An 18,248-nucleotide genomic window follows, 5' to 3' on the forward strand; every position below is an offset into this window, starting at 1 on the left:
TATCTGGCTATGCGCGCGCATCGCCTGTCTGCAGCATGAAAGCCCGCGTGGTGAGATACAGCACCACCCCATTGAGCAGATGCCAGAACATGTGGGTGCCGATGCTGATGCTCGGGCATACCGCCATGTCCATGGAGCGCAGCACCAGCGACAGCGTAAAGACACCGGTGGCCAGCAGCAGGATCCCTGGCTCCGCCTTGCGCATGCGCCAGTGATACACGCCCAGCCCGCCAATGAACAGCCACGCCGAACCATACGACGCCACCGAACCATTGAGCCACTGATCCGGCAGCATGCCGACGCCATACGTGACAGCGAAGAAAAACAGCACCCAGCCCAGCGTCACCAGCCAGCTGCAGCGCGCCACCTGGCGCATATAGAAGGCCAGGAACAGCACCTGATAGACCGAAATCGGAATGACATCGGCGAACAGGGCCCAGCGTTGCGCAAAGGTGTGGAAAAGAAAACTGCCCACGCCGATCACGGCCACCATCAGCGTCAGGATCCGTGACATCACCACGGCACTGCGCCCTTGCGGCAACGGCAAGCGCCACAAGAAATACGCGGCAAGCAAGAAGGCGAGATTGGAAAGTGCATTGACGGGCTCAGCCCAGAAGGCAGTGCTGAGGCGTTCGCAATACAGATCTACCGGGGCAAGAAGCGATGCGGTCATGGTGTGGTCGCCAGCAAGGCGTCGCGTTTCAGGAAGACATCGCAAGCGGTGATCAGGCAGCCACCCGTTCACGATGCAGCCGCCATCATCCTCGAAGCCGCGGATTTTTTCCAGTCGCGCATCGACTCTCTATACGGCCGCCCCGATCACCCTCCCCGGCCGCCCCGCCAACCAGCCCAGCGCCCCCATCAGCACCGCCCCACCCGCACACAAGCCCAGCACCAGCGTCCACCCACCGCTTAAATCATGCAGCTGACCCATGAGGATGGGCCCGGCGGCCGCCAGCAGATAGCCCACGCTCTGCGCCATCGCTGACAGCGCAGCAGCCTGTGGTGGTGTCGATACGCGCGTGCCGACAAAGGCCAGCCCCAGGATCAGCACCGCGCCCGTCCCGAACCCAAACAGCGGCACCCAGATGATGGACGCCTGCGGCCACGCAATGAGGCCGATGAGGCTCAGGACAGTCGCAGCCGACATGCTCACCGCCACCGGGCGATGATCGCGCATGCGCGGACCCAGCGGCACCAGCAGCAAGCCCGGCAAAGCCGAGGCCAGTTGCATCAGGCCATGCAGGTTGCCCGCCTCCACCGCACTGTGTCCATTGGCCGCGAGGATGGACGGCAGCCATGCCGTCACCACGTAATACACCAGCGAATTGGTCCCGAGGAAGAAAGTCACCTGCCACGCCAACGGCTGGCGCCACATCGACGCCGCACGTGCAGGCGCAGTGGCCGGGCGCGTATCACGCCGCAATTGCGGCAGCCAGACCAGTACCGTCACCACCGGCAATGCAATGAACGAAGCCAGCGCCCACGTCCAGCCCAGGCCCGCCGCCAGCGGCACCGCACAGACCGAGCCCAGCGCCGACGCACCGCCCATGGTGAGCGCATAGATGGCCGTCATGCGCGTGAGATCATCGGGAAAGTCGCGCTTGAGCAAGCTGGGCAAGAGCACATTGCCGCCGGCAATCCCGCAGCCGATGACACAGGTCCCGGCCAGCAAGGCCGCCACCGATCCCGAAGAGCGCAGCACGATACCGCCCGCAATCAACAGCAAGGCCAGCAGGAGCGTGCGCTCCAATCCGAGACTGCGCGCCACGCGGGCCGCCAGCGGCGAGACCAGCGCAAAGCACAGCAGTGGCAAGGTCAGCATCAGCCCGGCGGCACCGGCCGAAAGCGCGAAGGTCTGTTGCAGCAGCCCCATCACCGGCCCCACGGCCGTGACCGGTGCGCGCAGATTGGCGGCAATCAGCAGGATGCCTGCAATCAACCAGACATTGCGGTGCAGAGGGCGAACATGAGGGGGATGCGTGGCATGCATGGCGGTCGGGAAGAAGGACAAAGATTGATCCAAAGCAGCGAGCGCCCAGCTTAGCCAATCGCAGCCTGTACGAATTTGGCTACAATGCCAGCCTATTGCTAAAAACGGTCAACCCTGCTCCCGATGGCCACTCTCTACGCCAGCCTGGTCGAACACGATCCGGACCGCCTCGATGCCGCGGTCACGGCCCTGCGCGTGCATACCAGCCAGAGCGAGCGCGAGACGCCTTTCCACAGCCATCGCAAGGGCCAGCTGGTGGTGGCCCTGCACGGTGCGGTCACCTGCGAGACGGCGCAGGGCATGTGGATCGTGCCGCCGCAGTCGGCGGTCTGGATTCCGCCGGGCGTGCCGCACAGCAACCGTGTCACGCTGGACGGCCAGCTGTGCTTCCTCTTCATCGCGCCACATGCAGCCAGCATGCCGGACCAGTGCTGCACGCTGGCGCTGTCGCCCCTGCTGGTGCAGATGATCTGCCACCTCGCCGAGCAGCGCCAGGACTACGCCCCGCACGAGCGCACCGCGCGTCTGGCCTCGGTACTGGTGGAGGAACTGGAACACAGCCAGCGCCACGCCCTGCCCCTGCACCTGCCCGTGCCGCAGCATTCGCGGCTGCGTGCGATTGCGCGCCACCTGGCCGAACAACCGGCCGACCGCAGCACAGTCGCCGAATGGGGCCAGCGCCATGCGATGAGCGAGCGCAGTTTTGCGCGCTTCGTGCAGGCCGAAACCGGCATGAGCTTCGGCCGCTGGCGGCGGCAGATCCACCTGATGCTGGCCCTGCAATGGCTGGCCTCGGGCAGCTCGGTGCAGCGCGTCTCGCAGGACCTGGGCTATGAATCGGTGAGTGCCTTCATCACCATGTTCCGCAATACCCTGGGCAAGCCGCCCGCGCGCTACATGGCGCAGCGCCAGGCACCGCTTGCCCGCCCCGCTTCTTCCCCACCGGCCAGCCCGGCGGCCCCCTACTTCCAACCGACACGGAACGCCTCATGGAAACCGAACTGAAACTGCTGCTCGCCCCCGAGCACACCAAGGCCTTCATCCGTCACCCGCTCATCAAGCGCTACGCCCAGGCCGCGCCGCGCATCAAGGACCAGACCGGCACCTACTTCGATACGCCTGACCTGCTGCTGCGCCAGAACGAAGCCGGACTGCGGGTGCGTCGGACCGGAAATGAATATATCCAGACCCTCAAGGCAGGCGGCGGCGTCAGTGGCGGCCTGCACCAGCGCAATGAATGGGAGTCGCTGGTGGAAGGTGAACAACCTGACCTGCCGGTGCTGCGCGAGCTGGCGGCCTCCGACGAAGCCTGGGCCAGGAAGGTGTTCTCCGACAAGACCGCTGCGCAGTTGACGCCCATCTTCAGTACCCGCATCCAGCGTATGGTGTGGGACCTGGTATTGCAGGATGGCAGCGAGGTCGAATGCGTGCTCGACCAGGGCGCGGTAGAACACGGAGAGCTCAAGGCGGAGGTCTGCGAAATCGAACTGGAACTCAAGCAAGGCGAGGCCAGCGCCCTCTTCGATTTCGCACTGCAACTGCTGCAGACCCTGCCGCTGCGCATCGGCATCCAGAGCAAGGCGCAGCGCGGCTATGGATTGTTCCACCAGGCGCGCCGTGCGCAGCAGGGCATTGCCGCGACCTCGTCGGCCAGCCGTGCCAAGCCGCTGCAGCTGACCCGCAAGATGCCGGTGGAGCGGGCCTTCCTGGCGGTGGTCAACAATTGCGTGGAGCAGATCCAGGCCAATGACATCGCCGACCAGGACAGCGACGACATCGAACGCCTGCACCAGATGCGCGTGGGCCTGCGCCGCCTGCGCTCGGCCTTCACGCTGTTCGAGCCCGTGATCGCCCTGCCCGCTTCCCTGGCCGCTGAATTCGACTGGGTCTCGCAAGCCATCGGCCATGCACGTGACTGGGATGTACTGGCCACGCAAACGCTGACCACGCTGCCACCGCACGCCATCGGTGCCATCGATCTGGAACGGGTGCGCCATGCCGCGCTGGTGGAAGCAGGCAAGGAACATGCACTGGCGGTACAGGCCGTGGCCTCGCCGCGCTATACCGCGCTGGTCCTGCAGTTCAGTCGCTGGCTGCTGACCTCTGGCTGGCGCGATGGCCTCGGCGAGGCGGGACAGGAAGCCCTCTCGCAAGCGCTTTTCCGCTATGCACGGCAGATGCTGCAGCGGGATGAGAAACGCCTCAACAAGCGCGGTGCGCATCTCGAAGAAAACGACCGCGCCCGCCACCGTACCCGCATCGCTGCCAAGAAGATGCGCTACGACATCGAGTTCTTCCAGGCGCTGTATGGCGAGAAGAGCAGCCGCCCCTACCTGAAAGCCTTGTCACGCCTGCAGGAGCAACTGGGCGTGCAGAACGACCTGGTGGTGGCCGATGCCCTGCTGCAGCAACTGCAGCAGAAGCAGGTACGCCTGGCGCCGAGCATCGCCTACGCGCGCGGCTTCCTGGCCGGCCAGGTCAACGATGGCCACGAGCGCATGCATCGCCTGTGGAAAAAATGGAAGGCGCAGGAGTTGCCTCAGTGAGTACCGCAATGAGTGCTGCAATGAGCGCCGCGCTCATTGCAGCATGAAGGTCTCATACTCCAGCAGTTCCAGCTTGCGGGTGAGCAGCACGAAACCGGCCAGCACCACCACGAACACCGCCAGCGCAAATCCGAAACCGTAGAAGGTCGGACCCAGGTGCAGCGAGAGCGCGGTGAGCGCGAAGTTGAGCACCACCAGTCCCCCGCACAGGCCCAGCACGATGCGGCGCTTGTCGAGATAGAAGAAGACGTTGAGGATGCCCAGCAGCACCACCTGCAGGCTGGCCGCGATGACGTCGATGTAGAGCAGCGGCAGGTAGAGCGTGGAAATGCCCAGCCACTTCAGGATGGACTCACCCGTCACCATCAGCAGCAAAGTGGTGATGGCCTGGATCTTGATGATTTCCAGCAGGCCCAGGCGCACCGTTTCCACCATGCCGTTGCGGTGTTTCTCGATGGTTTCCAGCGAGGCCCCGGTGCGCACGGCCTCATAGAAGGCATCGTAGTCCTCGACGAAATCGGTCTCCATGCGCAGCAGGAAAATGGCCATGCCGGGAATGATGGAAAGGTAAGCCAGGAACACCGGCAGGTCATAGATCACCGAGGCACGCAGCGGACCGATGATGGCCTGGCTGGTCTCGGGCGTGTACCAGAACATGGCCTTGTCGATCCAGATCGCGGTGTTGTAGAGCAGGCCGATGGCCATGAGCGAGGGATAGAGTTTCTTGCGCTCATAAAACTCGAAGGAGATGAAGCGGTCCGACGGAAAATTGCGCAGGATCAGCGCCATCATCGCCATCAGCAGCACCGCCTGGCCGATCACGAATCCGCCCATCAAACCCTCCAGCCCCAGCGGACGCAACAGCAGCGCCGCCACCACCGTGATGGCATAGCCGAGCGCATAGATCCAGAAGATGGCCTTGTACTGCTTCATCCCCGACAGGAAGATGGTGGCGATCCAGATGTTGCACATGATGATGAAGGCCGCCAGCAACAGCAGCCGGTACAGCGCACTCTGCTGCGGGAACAGGAAGGCCACCGCCAGCAGGCCCAGCACGCCCCCCACCACCGTCACCGCCATCGACACCGAATGGAAATTGGGCAGAATGGCGTGATTGTCCTTTTCAAACAGGCGGTCCGCTGCGAAGCGCGTCAAGGCCAGCTGGAAAATGCCGGTGAAGATCAGCGACAGCGAAATCACGTAGGTGATGCTGACCTGGAATTGCACGATGGCCAGCTTGGGCATGTTCACCGTATAGCTCACCAAACCGATGACCAGGATGCCGACGATGGACATGATCCACGGCCCCGAACTGATCAGGGCCGCATAGGAATACGCCTGCATCAGCGAGAGCAGGCTGTCGCGCTTCAATATCTTGCGCAGTTCAAAACCGATACCGGCCATGGCGGTCCTCGTCAGTGCCGCACCGGGCAGCGCAGCGGCTGGCCGGATGCGGCGTCGCTGTCCGGCCCACCCTGCGCCAGCGAACGCTGGTACAGCTCACGGTAGGCACCGAACATCATGTCCTGGGTGTAATAACGCTCCACGCGCGCAATGCCTGCGGCCTGGGCCGCGTGCCAGCGCTGCGGATCGGTCAGCAGTTTCAATGCCGCGTCGGCCAGCGCCTGGGGCTGGGCGATGCCGACCACATCCCCCGCTGCGCCCAGCGCCAGGTCTTCTTCCGACAGTCCATACAGCAGCTGGCGGCACGATCCCACATCGGTGGCAACGGCCGGCACACCGGCCGCAAAACCTTCCAGCAGCACCAGCGGCAAGGCCTCGCTGATGCTGGAGAGCACCACCAGTCCGATCTTGGGCATGAGCTCGTCGATCTTCTGGAAACCGAGAAACTTGACCTTGTCGGTCAGGCCCAGGCCATCGGCAATCGCATGGCACTCACCGGCATAGGCCGGGTCTTCATCTTCCGGTCCGGCGATCCAGGCTTCGGCCTCCGGATACTGGTTGACCACGGTACGCATGGCACGGATGAAGGTCTTCACATCCTTGATCGGCACCACCCGGCCCAGCAGGCAGAGCACCGGCGGAATATTCTCGCTGCGCAATGCGCGCAGCTTCGACAGGCGCGGCAGGTCGATGCCGTTGGGGATATTGCGCGTGCGCTCGGCCGGTGCGCCGTCATGGATCTGGCGCAGGCGGTTGGTCTCGTAGAGCGCGACGATGTCGTTGGACGCCTGGTAGCACAGCCGGCCCAGCGCCTCGAAGAAGCGGATCCACATCTCGCGGAAGTAGGGGATCTGCGAGGCATCCTTTTCGAAGACGTTTCGGTTGTCGCGGATCCACTCGCTCTGGAACAGGTCGATCTTGCGTTCCTTGGTGTAGATGCCGTGTTCGGAAAGGATCAGCGGACGGCCGGTCTGCATCTTCATCAGCGCCCCGAGGAAGCCCGCGTAACCGGTGGAGATGGTGTGATAGCAGCGCGCCGGGATCAGCTGGCGCGCCACGCGGGCCAGGGTCCATACCGGCTGGTGCATGATGCGCACGGTCCAGAAGTAATCGACGAAGGAAGGATCGGTGCAGAAAATGCGGTATTGCGAAGCGAGGTAATCCCAGGAACGCTTGCTGAAGAGGAAGGTGTCCTGGTCCATCTTGCCCCCATCTTCCATCATCGGAATCAGTTCACCCAGTTGCGCCACCAGCGCCGAATGCGAGGTGGCATCGGTGCGATCGTAGGCGCGGAACATGGCATGCAGTTCGTCGATGCGTTCGAAGGCGGCTGCATCGCCGCGCGAACGCACCACCTGCGTCGCCGAGAGATGTTCGTGGATGAAGTGCGTTTCCAGATGGACCACGTTGTCCGGCAGTGCGTACTTGGGGGTGCCGTAATCCTCAGGCCGACTGCCGATGAAGCACAGGCCGAAACGGATCTCGGGAAAACCCCGGATGATCTGGTTGACCCAACTTGACACGCCACCGCTCACATACGGGAAGGTCCCTTCCAGCAGCAGCATGACGTCGCAGTCCTTGGCGCGGCGCTGGTAGGACGCATCGCCGGCGACCGGTTTGACGACAGGCGCATTCATCGGCGGCCTCCGCCAGGACGGCCCGCAGGCGCGGGACTGAAGGTGTCAGGCCGGTTGGCAATGGTGCGCCGGCCATGGCGCCAGTAACGGTGCAGCTGCGGCTGCGAGGACACGCTGGGATCGTATTGCATTTCGATGAAGAGCTTGCGCACTTGTTCGTAGTCGTGTTCGAGGAAGCTGAGTTCGGCCAGGTAAGGCAGGAGACGCACACGCGAAAAACCATATTCATGGGCGCGCTGCATGGCCTCGGCGGCGTCGGCCACGTTGCGGTTGGCCAGCTCCATGCGCGCCAGCATGAACCACAGGCCCGGTTGGGCGGCATCGATCTGCAGCGCCGCCCGGGCGTGCTCGCGCATCTGGGTGTAGGAGTAGTTCAGCAGGTCGCCCTGCACCAGGTTCTGGTAGATCAGTTCCTGATAGAGCTCGGCCACCTGCTGATGCAGGATGCTCAGGGTCTCGGGGTCGGAGACGGTCTTGAGGTGGTTGCGGATGTCGACGATGCGCTGGGTGATCTTCTTTTCCTTGCCATCCAGGATGCCATAGGCCAGCAGCCGCACGTCGTCCGCCGGATCGCCCAGCAGGCTGCGCAGCGAAGCGCCGCTGGCGCGCGTGGGCGTGCTCTGGATCGCCACCAGTGCATTGAGCCGCTTGTCCACGGGGGTGGCGACGTTGCCCAGCTGCGCCCGCACGCGGTTGCCGGAAAAACCGCTGCCCTCGCGCCTGCGCGCAGTGACGAAGGCCGGCGCCTGGCTGGTATCGAAATGGTCTTCCGGTTTGTCCTTGGGCCAAAGCACGGCCACCAGCAGCGCCACCACGGCACACAGCACGCCGCCGATGGGAATGAAGAAATTGAAGAAGAACAAATACAGCAGCAAGGCCGTGCGCGGACGCCGGTACTGCGGCGGGGCCACCTGCGCGATGGCCAGCGCGAACAGCGCCGAGGAGGCCAGGTGCAGCAGCAGATAACCGGAGAGTACGCCCAGCCCGTTGCCACCCTGCAGCAGCAGGGCCACGGAGGCGGTCTCGAAACTCAGACCGGCAGCGGAGAGTTTAAGCAGCACAGCGTTCCACCAGGTTGATCAAGAGGCGCATCGGCTCATCGCTGCCCAGCGCAGCGGTGTGCGCAGCGGCAAAGTTGGCCAGTGACTTGTTGTCGAACTGCGCGTGCGAAGCGGTCTCGATGCGCATCAGGTAGCCATCCACCGCTGCCGGTCCGGCCAGCGGCAGCAAGGTCATCAACACGTTGCGGCCACCGGCCTTGTAGGTCCAGACCACATCGGCGGCGCGCTTCAAACGGCGTACCTGATCGTACATGTCGCGCGAGAGTTCGTCGTCACCGAACACCAGCGCCACCAGCGAGGAATCGATGTCGGTGCTGCGCTTGAGGCGATGCAGGCGCACCAGGTCCACTGCCAGTTCCGGCGGGCAGGTCGGCAGCTGCTGCAGGATGGCGCGGGCGCTGTCGCCCATCTCGATGCCGTCGGCGTAGTAGTCGATGAGCACCGACATCAGTTGCAGCGTGTCTTCGTTGAGGGCCAGGAAGGGTAACTGCTCCACCACCAGCAAGCCGAACTGGCGGCCCTCGTAGTTGCGCAAGGGCGCACAGACCAGATAGCGGCTCTGGTTGCGCAGGGTCTGGTTCAGGCTCTCGGTCTGGATATGGCCCAGCTTCTGCTGCGTCAGGCAATAGCGCACCAGCGGGTCGTCGGCCGCCAGCGGCGTGACCTTGCCCACGCTGGCCACCGCCTCAGGCAGGACGTGGCCGTGGACATCGCAGGCAAACACCGAGGCCGACTCCACCTGGCAGCTCTGCACCAGGATCTGCAGGAAGGCATCCGGTGCCGGCATGCGGCCCGGGTCCAGCAGGTATTGCGTGAGCGTGAGGGCGCGCATGCGGTCCAGCGATTCACGCAGGGTCAGCGGCTTGGACAGCAGGTCCTGTTCCAGCCGCTCATGCGACAGGCGCAGCAGGAAGTGATTCTTGGTGAGCATGGTCAGGCGCTCTTCCAGATAGGCATTCACCCCGCGCAGGCGGCGGCTGCGCGCATTCCACACTTCGGCGAACTGGCCGCACAGCAGCGTCAGCACCAGCCCGCCCAGGAAATAGGCTTGCGGAAAGGCCTGCGCCGCCGACACCACGGCCTGCGCCTCATCTTCATGATGGCCATGCATGAGCAGATACCAGCCCCCCAGCATGGTGGCCACCGCCACCACGCCCAGCGTGCTGCCGTAGCGCATGGCAAGGATGGCCGGCATCAGCCACAGCCAGGGGAATTGCGCCTCCAGCCCGAACGGATCCTCCGGCGCCAGCCACCAGGCCACACCCAGCGCGGCGGCCACCAGCGCAATGGTCTCGACGATGCGCAGGGCCGCCTTGCGCGGTGATCCGCTGTCGGTATCGAAGCGCGTAAACAGGCGTGACCAGAACTTCTGGCGCTTCTGCGCCGCCGTCGGTGCCGGCCGCGGACTGGCCGCCCACGGCTGGCCACCGCCGGGACGTCCTGAGACCGGTGGTGTAGTGGGCCGTTGGCTGTCGTTCACGTTCTCTCCCATCAGGGGCGCTGCATCTCGGGCGCGGTGGACTCGGTCTGCGCCGCAGCGTCCGCTGCGTTGGCCGCATTGACGGCCGCCGAGGTGCGCGCCAGCGTGCGCAAGGGCGACAGCAGGCTGCGCATGAGCTTCTGTGCCACGGCCGACAAGGCTTCGCGGCTCCAGCCACTCTTGGCACCGGCCGCTGCCCAGACCACCTTGCCGCTGGAGACCTCGATCAGCTGCAGCGTCAGGCCCACCGCCGGCTCGCCATCGATGCCGACCTTGTAGCGCCATTCATCGACGCTGCCGGAGAGCGCATAGGTGATGTTCTCGCTGCGTGCCCAGTCGAGGGCGGCATCGAGCTGCTTGCGGTCCATCGGTTCGAACAGGGTTTCATTGTTGAGCGAAGCCGGATAGCGGCGCAGCTCGGCCAGGCCATTGGCGCGCAGGATGCTCTCCGAGATCGACTCGGCACGCAGTCCGGCCTGCGGGGTCTCGGTGTGATTGGCGAAGGGCAGCAAGCCCCAGCGTGCGTCGGCCGGTACCACCGGCGCGGGGCCGATGTCAGCGGTGGAGCAGGCGGCCAGGCCCAGGGCCAGTACGGCAGCGCTGCCGAGTTTCAACAGCGTGGAGCGGATCTTGTTTGTCATGGTGGTCACCTTGGAGCAATGCGCGGCCTTTCGCGGCCATAGATTAATGAGAGCTGATTCATCGATTTCATTGATCAATCAATTTCGACACGGTACGGACAGCGAGGCCTTCACCTGCAGTTTCAATTTCAGATTCATATTCAGTAGAACCATTTGTAGAGCACATTCAATTCAAACCCGCGCTGCGGCGTGTTGGGCGTGGCGCTGGTGCTCTGCGCCGCTACCGACAACACGTCCTGCCCCAGCACGCTGCCGGCCACCCCGGCGCGCAGGTTGCGGCCCCAGCCGATGTCGGAGGTGCGGGTCAGGCCGAACTCCGCATAAGGACGCCAGGCGCGCGTGTAGGCATTTTCGATGACGGTGCCGGCACCCAGTGCGACACCCCACGAGCGCGCATCCAGCGGCATGTAGCGAAAGCCCGTCGGATCGTTGCCGGCCGGGACCAGGCGTGCGATCTGGTCATCACTGGCGCCGCGATCGCTGAACTTGGCATCGTTGACGAAGCCGCGCAGGGTCAGGTTGGGATACTCCACGCGCAAGTGCGTCCCGATTTCGGCATTGAGGGTGCGGCCATTGCCGAGTGCCGTGCCGGATTGCGTCTGGTAGCGCTGCAGGCCGCCGCCCAGGCGCAGGTATTCGGTACGGCTCAATTGCAGGTTCAGGTTCAGTTCGCCGCCGCTGCGCCGTCCGCCCACGCGGATCAAGGCCGAATCGATGGCCGCCAGGTTCAGCCCGCCATTGCCGGAGAGCGTGAGCTTGGGCGTGAGCTGCTGCGAGAATTCCAGGCGCAGGCCATTGAAGGAAGTCATCGCGTCGCGGTGCTGCAGGCTGGCGCTGACGAACCCATCCTCGATGCGACGGCGCAAGGTGAATTCGAAGAGGCGGTCCACCGCCGGCACAGCGCCCAGCAGGGTAGTGTCGTCCACGGTCTGGTGCCGTTCGGTGTAGCCGACGGAGAAGCGCGTGCCCGGCGTGAGCGCCACGCCGGTGTTGACCGTGAACAGCTTGGTGGCCAGCGGGAATTCGCGCGTGGCGGTGTAGCCCGCCGAGAAGCGCGGCGGCTCATCGGTCACCAGGCCGGTCAGCCGTCCGTGCAGTTCATCGTCAGCGGGCAGGCGTTCGAGCTGGTCGAAGGCCAGCGTCTGTGCCAGGCCGACGCGCCCGGCCACGCGGGCCGCTTCAACGCGGTCATACATGGGCAGCCAGTCGGCCAGGTTGTCCAGCATGGCATTCAAGCGCTGGCGATCATCGTTGCCCAAGGCCATGGCCAGCTCGCCCCACAGCGGCTTGTCGAGCTGCTTGGCAAAGCGCGTGGCCAGCCAGGTCCGGGCCAGGTCGGACTGGTTCTGGTTCATCGCATAGGCCAGCGCCAGTTCGCGTGCACCGGAAGACAAGCGCGCATCATCGCCCGGGCGCTGGCCGGTGTCGGTGGTGGGCGCAAACAGTGCTGCCGGCCCCTCGGCCAGTTGCGCTGATCGCACCTCATCCTGGCTGCGCTGCACGGCATCGCTGCGCGCGGCATGCTGCATGTCCTTGAGCAGGGCCGGGCCGTTGGCGGGGTTGGACTGGCCGTCCGGCCGCGGTGGCAGCGTCACATCGCTGCGCAACAGTGCGCGCATGACGCGGGCGCTGTCATCGGCGCTCATGAACAGCGGCGCCAGCGCCGCCAGACGATCGCGCCATTCGTGCAATTGCCCGGGCGGGACATTGCGCAGCAGTTGCGGATTGCGCACTTCCAGCCAGGCATGGCGGCGGATGCGCCAGGCCAGGTCGGGCTGGCCGGTGGCATCCAGCGCCTCGGCATAACTCATCAGCCACAGGTAATCGTCGTGCGGGAAGCCGGATTTGCGGAACCAGTGCAGCGCCTGGTTCTGCCGGTTCAGCGACATGTTGGCGGCGGCGTACGGTCCCCACAGTTGCGGCGTGGTCTCGGCATCATGGGCCCACATCGTCATGGCGCGATTGAGCAGTGCGGCATCGCGCGTGGCGATCAGTACCCAGAGGGTCTCGGCCCGCACATCGGCCGCGCGCGGTGCCAGCGACAGCGCCAGGCGCATGTCGGCACGCGCGCCCTCGAGATCGCGCTGCAATTGCTTGACCGAGGAACGCACGCTGAGGAAAGGAACGTATTTTTCCAATGCCGCATTCTGCTGCGGAGTCAGGCTGGCGAGGAAGCTGCGCGCACCCTCCAGGTCATTGAGACGCAGACGATAGGTCAGCGCCTGCACCGCGAAATTGGGCACGCCAGTGCGGTGGAAACCGAACTCGGCCAGCTCGGCGGCGGCGCGCGGTTCGCGGTCCTGGATGACCACCATCATGTTGCTCATGTCGCCTTCGGCGGCCTGATCACCGGCCAGCAGCCGGTCATAGCCGATGCGCGCCTCTTCATTGAGACCCATGTAGCGCGCCACTTCCGCATAGGTGCGCCAGAAGTCGGCATTGCCGTCCGGTGCCACCCTGGCGGCAGCGCGCAGCACTCCCAGCGCATCGTCCAGGCGGCCACGCAGATACAAGGGATTGGCGGTCATCAGGGCGTTCGCGGAGGAAGGGCCGAACTCCTCGCGCTGGCGGCGCAAGGTCGCCAGCGCAGCATCATCCCGGCCCATGCGCAGATACAGCTTGGCCAGCGCTTCCATCGTGCCGTTGCGCTCGGTGGCGGCGTCGGGAGTGCGGGCCGGCTTGCCGCGCAGACGCTCTTCCAGCAAGGCGGCGGCGCGTTCGGGCTGGCCGATGTTTTCGTATTGCGCCACCAGCAGGTTGACCCACTGCGCATTGCCGGGCTCGACCTGCATCTTGTGCTGCAGGGCCTCGACCAGCATGTCTTGTTCAAAGGTCCCGGCGGCGGCACGCAGGACGTTGTCCCACGCCGCCTCGTCACCCGACAGGCGCGCATAGGCCAGCCATTGCGGCGTGGCCTGTTCCGGCACGCCGCTCCATTCGGAAACCTCGGCCAGGCGCTTGCGCCAGGCCGCGTCATCGGGGCGCTGGCGCACCGCCGATTGCGCCAGCAGGCGCGCATCGACCAGGTTGCGATTGGCCAGGAAGACGTTGTAGGCCAGCGTGTAGATCTCCTCATCGAAGGGCAGCCTGGCCAGCGCGCGGCTGGAAGCCACATCGGCCGCCGAGGGCTGGTTCTCCCCGGCCACACGCAGCAGGCGGCCCTGCTGCATCGCGCGCTGCAGTTCATGGTGCAGGCGCCGAGGGTGGTGCAGCAGCGATTGCATCTGCTGCAGCGACTGCCGGAAGTCCTGCATGGACACGGCCACCACGCCCCCCTGCCCGGCCCGCACAGCCGCCAGCGGCGATGGCGCACGCGCCATCGACAATTGCAGCAACTGCTTCACGTAACGCTCGGCGGCATCGGGACGATTGGCGGCCTGCGCCAGCCGCGTCAGGTACAGCAGTACGGTCTTGTCATTGGCCAGCGGACCGAGGTTGGCTTCGGCGGCGGCCAGCGCTTCCTGGTAGAAGCCGCCGGCCTGCAGGGTCCGCATCGCATCGAGGAAATTCTCGCGGCGCGCCGCCAGCGATCCGGCATGTTGCATGGCCAGCAGGTAGAAGGCCGCGCTGCTGTGATAATCGCCCACGCCCAGACTCTGCTGGCCCAGGCGCACCGCTTCGGTATAGGACATGTCGGCCGTGCTGCGATCGGCCAGCAGGCGCGCGAAGGCGGCGCGGGCAGACTCGCCGTCACCGAGTGCCAGCGCATCCTGCGACAGCGTCAGCCATTGCTGCGCAGTGAGCGGATAGGTCATCAGCACATTGAGCTGTTCGCGCAACTGCGCCAGCAACGGCGTGCGCTCGGGGGAACCCAGCGGCAGGGCAAAGACTTCCTGCTGGCGGATGCGGTATTCCAGCCAGGCCGCCGACAGGCGTGCGGCGGCACTGCTGTCCATCTGCAGCAGCGCGAGTTGCGCGCGCGCCTCCCCGAACTGGCCGAGGTCGATCATCTGCTTGACCAGCTCGGCACGCAGCGCCGCATTGCCGGGCTGGGCCTTGAGGAAGACCTTGATGTACTCGACCGTCAGCTGGTCGGATTTGCCGCTGGCATTGGCCACTTCCAGCCGCTGCTGCAGCGAGACCTTGGGATAGACCAGGGCGAGCACCGTCCCGACCGCCAGCGCGAAGCCGGCGATCGTCCAGGGCGAGAACAGCCTGGCCCGTTCATAAGGTGCATTGAACGAGTACCAGGTGCCGTGTTGTCGCGAGCGGGGCGGTTGCGGAGCCGATGTCATATTGATGAACGGCAGTCTTGCCGGTGAAATTGCGGTACCACGCCTGGCCGGTGATGCTGACCGACTTGCCCTTGGCCAGCGCCACGCCATCGGCGGTAGCGGTACAGGCGCGCGCGCCGCTGACGCTGAAGGTCGTCACGCCATTGGCGGTGAGCGAAAAACGCAGCTCGGCCTTGTTGCCGTTGATGCTGCGCTGAAAATCACCGACCTGGCCGGCCGCTTCCAGCAGCATGGGCAAGGCCGGCGACGCATCGGATTGCTCGCTGCTGCTGCGCTGGCGGATGCGCACTTCGCCGGCCGACGTGATCAGGTAACGGCCACTCGGGCCCGGTGCGATCCCGGCGATGCCGGGCTGTGACAAATCCACGTCAGGCGCATCGGCCGGGATGCGCAGCGTGCGCAGATACTCGCCGGTGCGATACACCAGCGTGCCATCGGCGGTGCGGGCGATGCTGGTGTTTTCGAAATCGATGACCTTGCGGATGTACTGCGAGACGTACAGCCGCGTGAACGGCTGCGCCTCCGCCCAGCGGTGGATCTTGTGCAGGGCTGCCACCGAGGCGGGCTTGGTGCCGGCATAGAAGTGGTAGTAGATGTCCACCGCCTTGAAGCGGACCGGCTCGCCGGTCAGTTCATAGCTTTCGATGGCGCGCTCGAAACCGTAGAAGGGGCCGGTCCAGTTGCCGGTGTAGACGTTCTCGTCCTGGTTGGGCGCGAAGACCTGGTACCAGCCCTGCTTGCGCACACCTTGCGCGGCGATGTCGGTCCAGGTGTTGCGGCTCCTGGTGATCATGGTGTCGCCGCCGTTCATGTTGAGGAAACCGTCCAGATAAGTCTGGGCGATGGCCTCGGGCGGCGGCACGCAGTTGCCGGTCCAGAGGAAGACTTCAGCCTTCTTGCCGGGCGGCAGCAGGGTCTTGTTGATGTAGTCCATCGACCCCTTGATCTCGCGCTGCAGGTTGAATTTGTAGTTGGGGATGTCCAGCGTGCGCGAGGCATCGCCATCCATCTGGTTGATGTCGGCGGTGCGGGTGTCATACATCGCATCGGCCCAGTTGAAGGGATGCGAGAAGGAATGGCTGGCCGGCTCCACATAAGGCAGCGTGAACATCTTGCGCGCCAGCGCCGTGGTCTGTGCGGAGAGCTGCGGATAGACGCCCTGCGGGCTCAGCTCGCCCTCCACCACCGAGACCGTCACGGGGAAGCGGTAGCGGTCCCAGATCTCCCGCTGCAGCACTTCGACCGCAAAGGGCGAGCCCGGATATTCGGCCTTGGAGGGAAACCCATCGCCATCGAGGTGGCTGGTCTGGATGCGGCGGCCGCCCTCGGTGGTCACGTCCGGCACCGGAATGGCGGGCAGGCGCAGCGCGCGCTTGAGGAACAGCATGGGCTGCAGCACCCAGCGCGGCGGATCCATCACCTGCAGCGTGGTAGTGGCGAACGGGGCCAGGGCGAATCCGCCCCAGGGCATGATGGCGGCGGCATCGTAGATGTTGTTGCGGCCATCCTTCATGCGCAGCAGCGACTTGGCGGCAGGATCGGTCAGGCGCACCAGCTCCAGCTGCGTGCGGTCCACGCGCGGCTTGGTCTCGAAACCCATCAGTTCGGGATCGGCTTGCGTGACCACCAGCTGTTCCGGCGCAGGGGCGGAAAAACTGGTCAGCCCCAGCATGCCGGCGCTGAGTTTGGTCATCTGGAAACCGAAGGCATTGAAGATGGCCACCGGCACACCTTCCTTGATGCGCTGCCCGATCCACGGGCCCAGGCGCTGGTGATCGGTACCGCTGCGGAACCAGGTCACCACGCCGGCATAGCGTCCGGCCAGTGGCTCGGTGGGCAGGCCCTCGCGGCCGACTTCACGGAATTCATAGCGCAAGCCGAGGTGATTCAGCTGGATGCCGAGGAAGCGCTGGGCCTCGGTGGTATGCAGGTCATCGCCCTGAGCCACATCCAGCAGCACCAGCACATTGCGCGGCACCAGTTCGACACTGGACACGCCCATGGACATCAACGTGCCATCGGCCACCCAGGGCAGGAAGCCGTCGGCGCTGATCTTTTTGGCCGTCTCGCGCGCCAGGGCGCGGGCACCGGGCTGGAACGGGTCGACGTAATCGATGGCGATGGCCGGCAGGCGATAGCGGTCGCGGATGGTACGCAGCTGGCCGGAGAGCCAGGCGCGGTCATTGTCGGTGACGGCACCATAGCTGCGGCGGCCGGCGTCGTAGCCGCGATAGAGCGATTCGGCAGCCACCGCATACGTCAGCGGAGCCACGTCGGGGAACAGTTCGAAGCCGCGATTGAGAATCAGCTTGGCCTCCGGATAGCGGCGCTTGAATTCGCGCAACGTGGCGATCATGGCCTGCGTCTGGGCGGCGCGTTCGGCATCGGTCTTGGCAAAGAGCTGGTAGGAATCCAGCGTGTCGAGGAAGAAACCGCGCCAGCCCTGCGCCCACAAGGGCGCCACGATCTTGTCGAGGAAGAAGTCGCGCCAGCCGGGCGCGGTCTGGTCGATCACGCGGCTGCCCCACGCGGCGTTGTCGCCCTTGAGCAGGCCGGGCGGCATCTGCTTGTAGTAAGGCCGCGAAGGCTGGACCTCGCCCAGCGAGACATAGGCAAACAGCTGGTGCGGCCCGTTGGCCGCACTGCGCGTGCGTGCGGCCGGGTCGCGCACGAAGGCCGGTTCCACCACGGCCACGTCAAAGGCCTGCAGGTCAGCCAGCGGGGGATTGGGGCCGTAATAGAAGGCGATCGAGGTGGGCGCGGCCGCCGTGGCCGCCGCCGGGTTCTGGGCCGGCGCTGCACCGGTCACCAGCGCCGCCGCGCTGGCGGCCAGGGTCCAGGCCAGCGCCCGCAAGGCGCGCCAGGTCCGGCCGGCTGTTTGTTGTATGGCTTGGCTTGCTGCAGAGCGCGGCACGGGCTCTCCCTGATGGATTTGTTATCAATTTGGCAGGCCGTATGAAACCACGGCTGCGGCATTGCGGAAATCCGGAAAATCCTGACATGGATGAGCTTCCATCCTTGTTCTTGTTAAATTTGCCGGATTTTCCCTGTGTGCTTGTTAGCAATTTGTATCAGATTCTAACTAGATTCAACTGCAAGTTTATTACTTGAAGGGAATTTCGATGTCTCTTGATGTGAATATTTTGACGTCCATCCAAGATATTCCGCTGCCTGAAAACGCCAATGCATTCATATTCGACAATGCGGCGCACAAAAGCAGGGCAGCCCAAACCCGCCTGTGGCGGGCTCAA

General features: G+C 65.0%; 11 protein-coding genes. 2 read left to right on the top strand and 9 right to left on the bottom strand.

The window, feature by feature from the left end:
* Positions 1–7: 7 nt before the first annotated feature.
* Positions 8–673: a ceramidase domain-containing protein gene (locus ACWFUC_RS01595; protein WP_489637425.1), complete on the bottom strand. Its 666-nt coding sequence runs from the start codon at positions 671–673 to the stop codon at positions 8–10.
* Between the two features lie 129 nt (positions 674–802).
* Positions 803–1,993 (bottom strand): MFS transporter, encoded by a 1,191-nt coding sequence (locus ACWFUC_RS01600; protein ID WP_489637617.1) that lies wholly within the window; start codon positions 1,991–1,993, stop codon positions 803–805.
* Positions 1,994–2,116: 123 nt separating this feature from the next.
* On the opposite strand from ACWFUC_RS01600, the gene ACWFUC_RS01605 reads away from it, so the two are divergent.
* Both ACWFUC_RS01605 and ACWFUC_RS01610 read left to right on the top strand, forming a co-directional pair.
* Positions 2,117–2,998, top strand: a complete 882-nt coding sequence (locus ACWFUC_RS01605) for an AraC family transcriptional regulator (protein WP_209532570.1) — start codon at positions 2,117–2,119, stop codon at positions 2,996–2,998.
* The gene (locus ACWFUC_RS01610; protein WP_489623920.1) at positions 2,983–4,539 is read left to right on the top strand and encodes a CYTH and CHAD domain-containing protein; all 1,557 of its coding nucleotides are present in this window, start codon (positions 2,983–2,985) and stop codon (positions 4,537–4,539) included. The genes ACWFUC_RS01605 and ACWFUC_RS01610 overlap by 16 nt, the downstream gene beginning before the upstream one ends.
* 33 nt (positions 4,540–4,572) lie before the next feature.
* Here the strand turns inward: ACWFUC_RS01610 and pelG are convergent, their stop codons facing one another.
* The 7 genes from pelG to ACWFUC_RS01645 all read right to left on the bottom strand — a co-directional run bounded on the left by pelG (position 4,573) and on the right by ACWFUC_RS01645 (position 17,911).
* Positions 4,573–5,943 (bottom strand): exopolysaccharide Pel transporter PelG, encoded by a 1,371-nt coding sequence (gene pelG / locus ACWFUC_RS01615; protein ID WP_134136983.1) that lies wholly within the window; start codon positions 5,941–5,943, stop codon positions 4,573–4,575.
* A gap of 11 nt (positions 5,944–5,954) precedes the next feature.
* Positions 5,955–7,580, bottom strand: coding sequence for a GT4 family glycosyltransferase PelF (gene pelF / locus ACWFUC_RS01620; RefSeq protein ID WP_489623921.1), 1,626 nt, complete (start codon positions 7,578–7,580; stop codon positions 5,955–5,957).
* A complete protein-coding gene (locus tag ACWFUC_RS01625; RefSeq protein WP_489623922.1) occupies positions 7,577–8,641 on the bottom strand; it encodes a tetratricopeptide repeat protein in 1,065 nt (354 codons plus the stop codon). The genes pelF and ACWFUC_RS01625 overlap by 4 nt, the downstream gene beginning before the upstream one ends.
* Positions 8,631–10,121, bottom strand: a complete 1,491-nt coding sequence (locus ACWFUC_RS01630) for a PelD GGDEF domain-containing protein (protein WP_240733787.1) — start codon at positions 10,119–10,121, stop codon at positions 8,631–8,633. The genes ACWFUC_RS01625 and ACWFUC_RS01630 overlap by 11 nt, the downstream gene beginning before the upstream one ends.
* Positions 10,122–10,132: 11 nt before the next feature.
* On the bottom strand, positions 10,133–10,762 hold the full coding sequence (locus tag ACWFUC_RS01635; protein WP_489623923.1) for a penicillin-binding protein activator LpoB: 630 nt from the start codon (positions 10,760–10,762) through the stop codon (positions 10,133–10,135).
* 140 nt (positions 10,763–10,902) lie between these two features.
* Positions 10,903–14,997, bottom strand: a complete 4,095-nt coding sequence (locus ACWFUC_RS01640) for a tetratricopeptide repeat protein (RefSeq protein ID WP_489623924.1) — start codon at positions 14,995–14,997, stop codon at positions 10,903–10,905.
* Positions 14,927–17,911 carry a bifunctional glycoside hydrolase/polysaccharide deacetylase family protein gene (locus ACWFUC_RS01645; RefSeq protein WP_489623925.1) on the bottom strand — a complete coding sequence of 995 codons (2,985 nt, stop codon included), beginning with the start codon at positions 17,909–17,911 and terminating at the stop codon, positions 14,927–14,929. The genes ACWFUC_RS01640 and ACWFUC_RS01645 overlap by 71 nt, the downstream gene beginning before the upstream one ends.
* Positions 17,912–18,248 lie beyond the last annotated feature (337 nt).

It is taken from the genome of Herbaspirillum sp. Her4 (genome assembly GCF_057961335.1).

What these genes read in the sequence shown, in the direction of transcription:
- ACWFUC_RS01595 (WP_489637425.1), bottom strand. Translation starts at nt 673, where the DNA reads ATGACCGCATCGCTTCTTGCCCCGGTAGATCTGTATTGCGAACGCCTC.
- ACWFUC_RS01600 (WP_489637617.1), bottom strand. Translation starts at nt 1,993, where the DNA reads ATGCATGCCACGCATCCCCCTCATGTTCGCCCTCTGCACCGCAATGTC.
- ACWFUC_RS01605 (WP_209532570.1), top strand. Translation starts at nt 2,117, where the DNA reads ATGGCCACTCTCTACGCCAGCCTGGTCGAACACGATCCGGACCGCCTC.
- ACWFUC_RS01610 (WP_489623920.1), top strand. Translation starts at nt 2,983, where the DNA reads ATGGAAACCGAACTGAAACTGCTGCTCGCCCCCGAGCACACCAAGGCC.
- pelG (WP_134136983.1), bottom strand. Translation starts at nt 5,943, where the DNA reads ATGGCCGGTATCGGTTTTGAACTGCGCAAGATATTGAAGCGCGACAGC.
- pelF (WP_489623921.1), bottom strand. Translation starts at nt 7,580, where the DNA reads ATGAATGCGCCTGTCGTCAAACCGGTCGCCGGCGATGCGTCCTACCAG.
- ACWFUC_RS01635 (WP_489623923.1), bottom strand. Translation starts at nt 10,762, where the DNA reads ATGACAAACAAGATCCGCTCCACGCTGTTGAAACTCGGCAGCGCTGCC.
- ACWFUC_RS01640 (WP_489623924.1), bottom strand. Translation starts at nt 14,997, where the DNA reads ATGACATCGGCTCCGCAACCGCCCCGCTCGCGACAACACGGCACCTGG.